Genomic DNA, 6,530 nt, shown 5'->3' with positions numbered 1-6,530 from the left:
TGCGCGAGATCGCACCCAACGCCGATCCGGCGACCCGCACCTATCTGGCGAAGTTTTCCCTGCCCGATGCCGGCGACAGCGTTTCGCTCGGCATGACCGCGACGCTGACGCTGGCCGACCCCGCCACGATGCGGGTGGCGCGGCTGCCGCTGTCGGCGCTGTTCAGCGAAGGCCGCGATCCCTCCTTCTATGTCGTCGACGACAAGGGCGACGTGTCGCTGAAGCCCGTCACGGTCAAATCCTATGAGAGCAACGACGTCGTCATATCCGGCGGCGTCGACGAAGGCGCCAAGGTGGTGGCGCTCGGCGTGCAGAAGCTCGATCCGGCCCAGAAGGTCCGGGTCGTCTCGTCGCTATCGTTCTAATCCGAGGAGGGCGCGATGAAGCATTTCAATCTTTCGGCCTGGGCAGTCAGCCATCCCGCACTGATTTTGTTTCTCGTCGTAGCCCTCGGCGCCGCGGGCTTCTTCTCCTACGAGAAGCTCGGCCGCGCCGAGGATCCCTTCTTCACCGTCAAGGTGGTGAACGTCTCGGCAATCTGGCCGGGCGCCACGGCGGCCGAAATGCAGACGCAGGTCGCCGATCCCATTGAGAAGAAGCTGCAGGAGCTGCCGTATTTCGAGAAGGTGCAGACCTATTCGAAGCCGGCGTTCACGGCGATGCAGGTCACGTTCAAGGATTCGACGCCGCCCAAGGACGTGCCCTATCTGTTTTATTTGCTGCGCAAGAAGCTGGCCGACGCGCAGCCGCAGCTGCCCGCCAATCTGCTCGGTCCGGTGGTCAACGACGAGTTTTCCGACGTCGATTCCATTCTCTATATGATGACCAGCGACGGCGCCGATTTCGCGCAGCTGAAAAAGGCCGCCGAAGGCATGCGCCAGCGGCTGTTGAAGGTGCCGGGGGTGACGAAAGTCGATCTCTACGGCACCCAGGACGAGAAGATCTACGTCGAATTCTCCCATGCCAAGCTGGCGACGCTCGGGATCACGCCGCAGGCGCTGTTCGATTCGCTCGCCAAGCAGAACAACGTCGTGCCCGCCGGTACGGTGGAGACTTCCTCGCAGCGCGTGCCGCTGCGCGTCACCGGCGCGCTCGACGGCGTCAAGGCGGTCGCGGAAACGCCGGTGGAAAGCAACGGCCGGGTGTTCCGGCTGGGCGATATCGCCACCGTCACCCACGGCTATGCCGATCCGCCGAGTTTCCTGGTGCGTCAGGAAGGCAAGCCCGCGCTCGGCATCGGCGTGGTCACCGCCAAGGGCGCCAACATCCTGGAGCTCGGCAAGGACGTCGCCGGTGCGACCGCTGAATTCATGAAGGCGGTGCCGCAGGGCATCAATGTCGAGCTGATCGCGGACCAGCCGGTCGTGGTCGAGCACGCCATCAGCGAATTCGTCCATTCCTTCGTCGAGGCGCTGGCGATCGTGCTGTTCGTCTCCTTTGTCGCCTTGGGATGGCGCACCGGGATCGTGGTCGCGCTGTCGGTGCCGCTGGTGCTGGCGATCGTCTTCATCGTCATGAACGCGATGTCGCTCGATCTGCACCGCATCACGCTCGGCGCGCTGATCATCGCGCTCGGCCTTCTGGTCGATGACGCCATTATCGCGGTCGAGATGATGGTGGTGAAGATGGAGCAGGGCTGGGACCGCGTCAGGGCTGCGTCTTTTGCCTGGGAGTCCACCGCGTTTCCGATGCTGACGGGAACGCTGGTGACGGCTGCCGGCTTCCTGCCGATCGGCTTTGCCAATTCGGCCGTCGGCGAATATGCCGGCGGCATTTTCTGGATCGTGGCGATCGCGCTGGTGGCGTCCTGGTTCGTCGCGGTGATCTTCACGCCCTATATCGGCGTCAAGCTGCTGCCGAACATCACGCTGCACCATAACCACGACCCGCACGCGGTCTATGAGACGCGCGTTTACCGGATTCTCCGCAGCATGATCCAGTGGTGCGTCGAGCACCGCATCAAGGTGGTGCTGGCGACATCAGGCGTGTTCGCGCTCTCGATCGTGGGCTTCGGGCACGTCCAGCAGCAGTTCTTCCCGCTGTCGGAGCGGCCCGAGCTGTTCCTGCAGCTGCGCCTGCCCGAGGGCACGGCGTTCGGCGTGACCGAAAAGTCGGTGCAGAAGGCGGAAGCCTTGCTAAAGGACGACAAGGACATCTCGACCTACACGGCCTATGTCGGCCAGGGTTCGCCGCGCTTCTGGCTGGGGCTCAGCCCGCAGCTGCCCAACGAGGCGTTCGCCGAGATCGTCGTCGTCGCCAAGGACGTGCAGGCGCGCGAGCGGATCAAGGCGCGTATCGAGAAGGCCGTCGATGACGGGGCGCTGACGGAAGCCCGCGTGCGGGTCGACCGCTTCAATTTCGGCCCGCCGGTCGGCTTTCCCGTCCAGTTCCGCGTGATCGGTCCCGATCCCGCGAAAGTGCGCGACATCGCCTACAAGGTGCGCGACGTGGTCAGGCAGAACGACAAGGTCAAGGATCCGCAGCTCGACTGGAACGAGCAGTCGCCCTATCTGAAGCTCGTGGTCGATCAGGACCGCGCCCGTGCGCTCGGCCTGACCCCGCAGGACGTCTCGCAGGCGCTCAGCATGCTGATTTCGGGCGCGCCGGTAACCACGATCCGCGACGGCATCGAGAAGGTCGGCGTGGTGGCGCGCGCGGTGTCGTCCGAGCGGCTCGATCTCGCCCATGTCGGCGATCTCACCATCACCTCGCGCAACGGGGTCGCGGTGCCGCTGACGCAGATCGCCAAGATCGAATACGCGCACGAGGAGCCGATCATGTGGCGGCGCAACCGCGACATGGCGATCACGGTGCGCGGCGACGTCGTCGACGGCGTGCAGGCGCCCGACGTGACCAATCAGATCTGGCCGAAGCTGCAGGAAATCCGGGACAGCCTCGAGCCGGCCTACCGGATCGAGGCCGGCGGCGCGTTCGAGGAGTCGGCCAAGGGCAACGCGTCGATCTTCGTGCTGTTTCCGCTGATGGTCGTCGTCATGCTGACGCTCCTGATGATCCAGCTGCAGAGCTTCTCGCGCCTGCTGCTGGTCTTCCTGACGGCGCCGCTCGGCATCATCGGGGCATCGCTGGGACTGAACGTCGCCAACCAGCCGTTCGGCTTCGTGGCGCTGCTCGGACTGATCGCGCTCGCCGGGATGATCATGCGCAACGCGGTGATCCTGGTGGACCAGATCGAAACCGATGTGTCCCACGGCCTGACCCGCAAGGAGGCCATCGTCGAAGCCACCGTCCGGCGCGCCCGGCCGGTGGTGCTGACGGCGCTGGCCGCGATCCTGGCGATGATCCCGCTGTCGCGCTCCGCGTTCTGGGGCCCGATGGCGATCACCATCATGGGCGGCTTGTTTGTTGCAACCTTCCTGACCTTGCTGTACCTGCCGGGCCTCTACGCGCTTTGGTTCCGCAACAGCCTTGAAGAGAGCGGCAAGAACAAGGACGTTGATCTCGCACCGCAGCATCACGGCGAAGCCGAGCCCGCATTTCCGCTTGCTGAGGCTGCGGAATAATTGAAGATTATGCGCACTGAATTGAGTACCGACATGACGCTGGTTTCCGAACATATCGAACACGACACCCGGGACAGGATTCTCGTGGTGGCGGAGCGCCTGTTTCGCGAAATCGGCTACCAGAAAACCACGGTCGCCGACATCGCCAAGGTGCTGCGGATGAGCCCGGCGAACGTCTATCGCTTTTTCGATTCGAAGAAGGCGATCCACGAGGGCGTCGCGCGCACCCTGATGGGCGGGGTAGAGGACGCGGCCCAGGCCATCGCGGCCAAGCCGGGACCCGCGGCCGTCCGCCTGCGTGAACTCATCGTCACCATCCACCGCATGAACTCGGAGCGCTATGTCGGCGATTCCAAGCTGCATGAGATGGTCGAGATCGCGATGGAGGAGAGCTGGGAGGTTTGCGTCGCCCACATGCAGCGGCTGACGGAGACCATTGCCCAGGTCATTGCCGAGGGCGCGGCCTCCGGGGAATTCGACGCCCCGGACGTGCCGCTGGCTGCGATGTGCACCTGCACCGCGATGATGCGGTTTTTCCATCCGCAGATGATCGCGCAAGCCGCCAGCAAGCCGGGGCCGTCGCTGGACCAGATGGTCGATTTTGTCCTGGCCGGGCTGACCTCGCGCGGCAAGACGGGGAAGCGCTGAGAGCCGGAAGCTTCTCCCGTCATTCCGGGGCGATGCGAAGCATCGAGCCCGGAACTCGAGAATCCCCGATGCGCAATTGCGCATCTGGGGTTTGGTGCTGGCGCACCATCCCGGCATGACTAGACTGATCGCCAATGTCATCTGTTGAACGGTAAGGAAGCCACGGCGTGGACGCATCAAGCCCGAAAGATCTGCATTACTACGAGCCGAAAAACGGCCACGGTCTCAAGCACGATCCCTTCAACGCCATCATCGCTCCCCGTCCGATCGGCTGGATTTCGTCGCGGGATGCCAAGGGCAACATCAATCTCGCGCCCTACAGCTTCTTCAACGGCTTTTGCTACAATCCACCCATCATCGGCTTTTCCTCGACCACTTGGAAGGACAGCGTCGCCAATATCCAGGAGACCGGCGAATTCGTCTGGAATCTCGCGACCATGGATCTGGCGAAGCAGATGAACGCGACCGCGGCGCATGTCGCCCGCGACGTCAGCGAATTCGAGATCGCCGGGCTGACGCCGGTCCCCGGCAAGCTCGTCAACGTGCCCCGGGTCGGGGAAAGCCCGGCTTCATTCGAATGCAAGCTGACGCAGATCATCCAGTTGCAGGGCGCCGACGGCAAGAAGGCGCAGGCCTGGCTCACGCTCGGCGAGGTCGTCGCCGTCCACATCGACAAGGCCATGATCAAGGACGGCGTCTACCAGACCGCACTGGCCCGCCCGATCGTGCGCGCCGGCCGCCGCGGCGACTATTTTGAAATTCGCCCCGAGGCCATGTTCGAGATGGTCCGGCCGGATTGAGTTTCTTCTCTTATCCCTCCCCCTCGTGGGGAGGGTGGCGGGCCGGTCCTAACCGGCTACATAGGTAACAGAATAGACCGACGACATGGGTAACGGGTCAACTGATCGGCGAGGAGGACCTTGCCGATGGGATGGACGGAGACCTGTTCCGTGGATGAGCGGATGCGCTTTGTGATTGCGGCCGAGAAGCAGGATGAGCCATTTGCGGCGGTATGCCGGCGCTTCGGCGTGAGCCGGAGGGTCGGGTACAAGTGGCTTGACGCTATCAGGAAGCGGGCGTTGAGGGCCTATGGGACCGCCCACGAGCACCACGACATCATCCCTAGGCGATTGCTGAGGAGATCGCCGAGCGGTGCGTTGCCGTGCGCCGGATGCATCCGAGTTGGGGTCCTCTGAAGGTGCGGGCCTTTCTTGAACGTCAGGCGCCTGGGATCGACTGGCCGGTAGCGAGCACGATCGGAGCGCTGTTCGATCGCGAAGGGTTGACGGTGAAGCGGAAGCTGCGCCGTCGTAGCCCACCTTCGAGCGCCCCCTTTTGCGCATTGTGGAGCCGCCAACGATGTGTGGTGCATTGACTTCAAGGGCTGGTTCCTGACCGGCGACGGTAGACGATGCGAACCGCTGACGCTAACGGATGCCCACAGCCGTTATCTGTTGCGCTGTCAGGCGCTGGTTCGCACCGACACCGATCATGTTTGGCCGGTGCTCGATGCCGCGTTCCGCGAGTTCGGCCTGCCGCACCGGCTGCGCTCCGACAATGGCTCGCCGTTTGCTTCCCGTGGGGCCGGTGGACTCTCGAAGCTATCGGTCAGGCTCATCAAGGCCGGCGTCACGCCGGAGCGGATTGCACCCGGCAAGCCGCAGCAGAACGGCCGCCACGAGCGCATGCATCTGACGCTATTGCAGGACACCGCCACACCGCCAGCGCCCAGTCTGCGCGAACAGCTCAAGCGCTTGCGCAACTTCCGGCGTCTCTACAACGAACAGCGTCCTCATCAGGCCCTCGGCAATGCCACGCCAGCGGACCACTATACGCCATCACCTCGACGCTTCGACGGCGTACTGCGCGAGCCGGAATATGACGAGGAACAAGAGGTCCGGCGGGTGCGTCATAACGGCGAGATCAGATGGCAGGGCCAGACGATCTACATTAGCGAGGCGCTGATCGGCGAGCCGGTTGGGCTGCGCAAGCACAATTCTGCCGGATGGACGGTCTGCTTTGGCCCGATCATGCTCGGTACGATCGCTCATCGCGACGACCGTTTGAGAAAACCAAAACAACAGGCCTGTGGACTTGTGGACGATGCCAGCGCATCGCCCACAAGCCCACAGGCACAACAACAGCAGACGTGAACGAACCGAGAATTGTGTTACCTATGTCGTCGGTCTGAACTGTTACTCATGTCGCCGGTTGCTCAGAGGGGGAACCGAAGCGCCGGACCGCCGTTATCGTTTGCCCCGCTTTGGATCAATTTCGCTTTATTTTCAGTGCGAAGTGTTCACCGAAATTCCACGCTTTCCGCTAGACTGGGCTGTCTTTTGGCATAGGCGGGGCTGCCCG

3 protein-coding genes and 2 pseudogenes are annotated in these 6,530 nt (G+C 63.5%); all 5 read left to right on the top strand.

Features of this window, described 5'->3' with window-relative positions:
• Positions 1-365: pseudogene (locus tag QZ213_RS22680) on the top strand (efflux RND transporter periplasmic adaptor subunit); the annotation flags it as partial.
• 15 nt (positions 366-380) lie between these two features.
• The gene (locus QZ213_RS22675) at positions 381-3,521 is read left to right on the top strand and encodes an efflux RND transporter permease subunit (RefSeq protein ID WP_291688323.1); all 3,141 of its coding nucleotides are present in this window, start codon (positions 381-383) and stop codon (positions 3,519-3,521) included.
• A 33-nt stretch (positions 3,522-3,554) separates the two neighbouring features.
• Positions 3,555-4,169 (top strand): TetR family transcriptional regulator, encoded by a 615-nt coding sequence (locus QZ213_RS22670; protein ID WP_291688322.1) that lies wholly within the window; start codon positions 3,555-3,557, stop codon positions 4,167-4,169.
• A 167-nt stretch (positions 4,170-4,336) separates the two neighbouring features.
• On the top strand, positions 4,337-4,969 hold the full coding sequence (locus QZ213_RS22665) for a flavin reductase family protein (RefSeq protein WP_291688321.1): 633 nt from the start codon (positions 4,337-4,339) through the stop codon (positions 4,967-4,969).
• 126 nt (positions 4,970-5,095) lie between these two features.
• Positions 5,096-6,238: pseudogene (locus QZ213_RS22660) on the top strand (IS481 family transposase); the annotation flags it as partial.
• Between the last annotated feature and the right edge of the window lie 292 nt (positions 6,239-6,530).

Origin of the sequence: Bradyrhizobium sp. (assembly GCF_017881085.1) — a bacterium.
Lineage (GTDB): Bacteria > Pseudomonadota > Alphaproteobacteria > Rhizobiales > Xanthobacteraceae > Bradyrhizobium.
Note: the sequence above shows the minus strand (reverse complement) of the source record. Positions and strands in the feature narration are given on the sequence as shown.

Coding starts and splice junctions, on each gene's coding strand:
- QZ213_RS22675 (WP_291688323.1), top strand. CDS start 381: ATGAAGCATTTCAATCTTTCGGCCTGGGCAGTCAGCCATCCCGCACTG.
- QZ213_RS22670 (WP_291688322.1), top strand. CDS start 3,555: ATGACGCTGGTTTCCGAACATATCGAACACGACACCCGGGACAGGATT.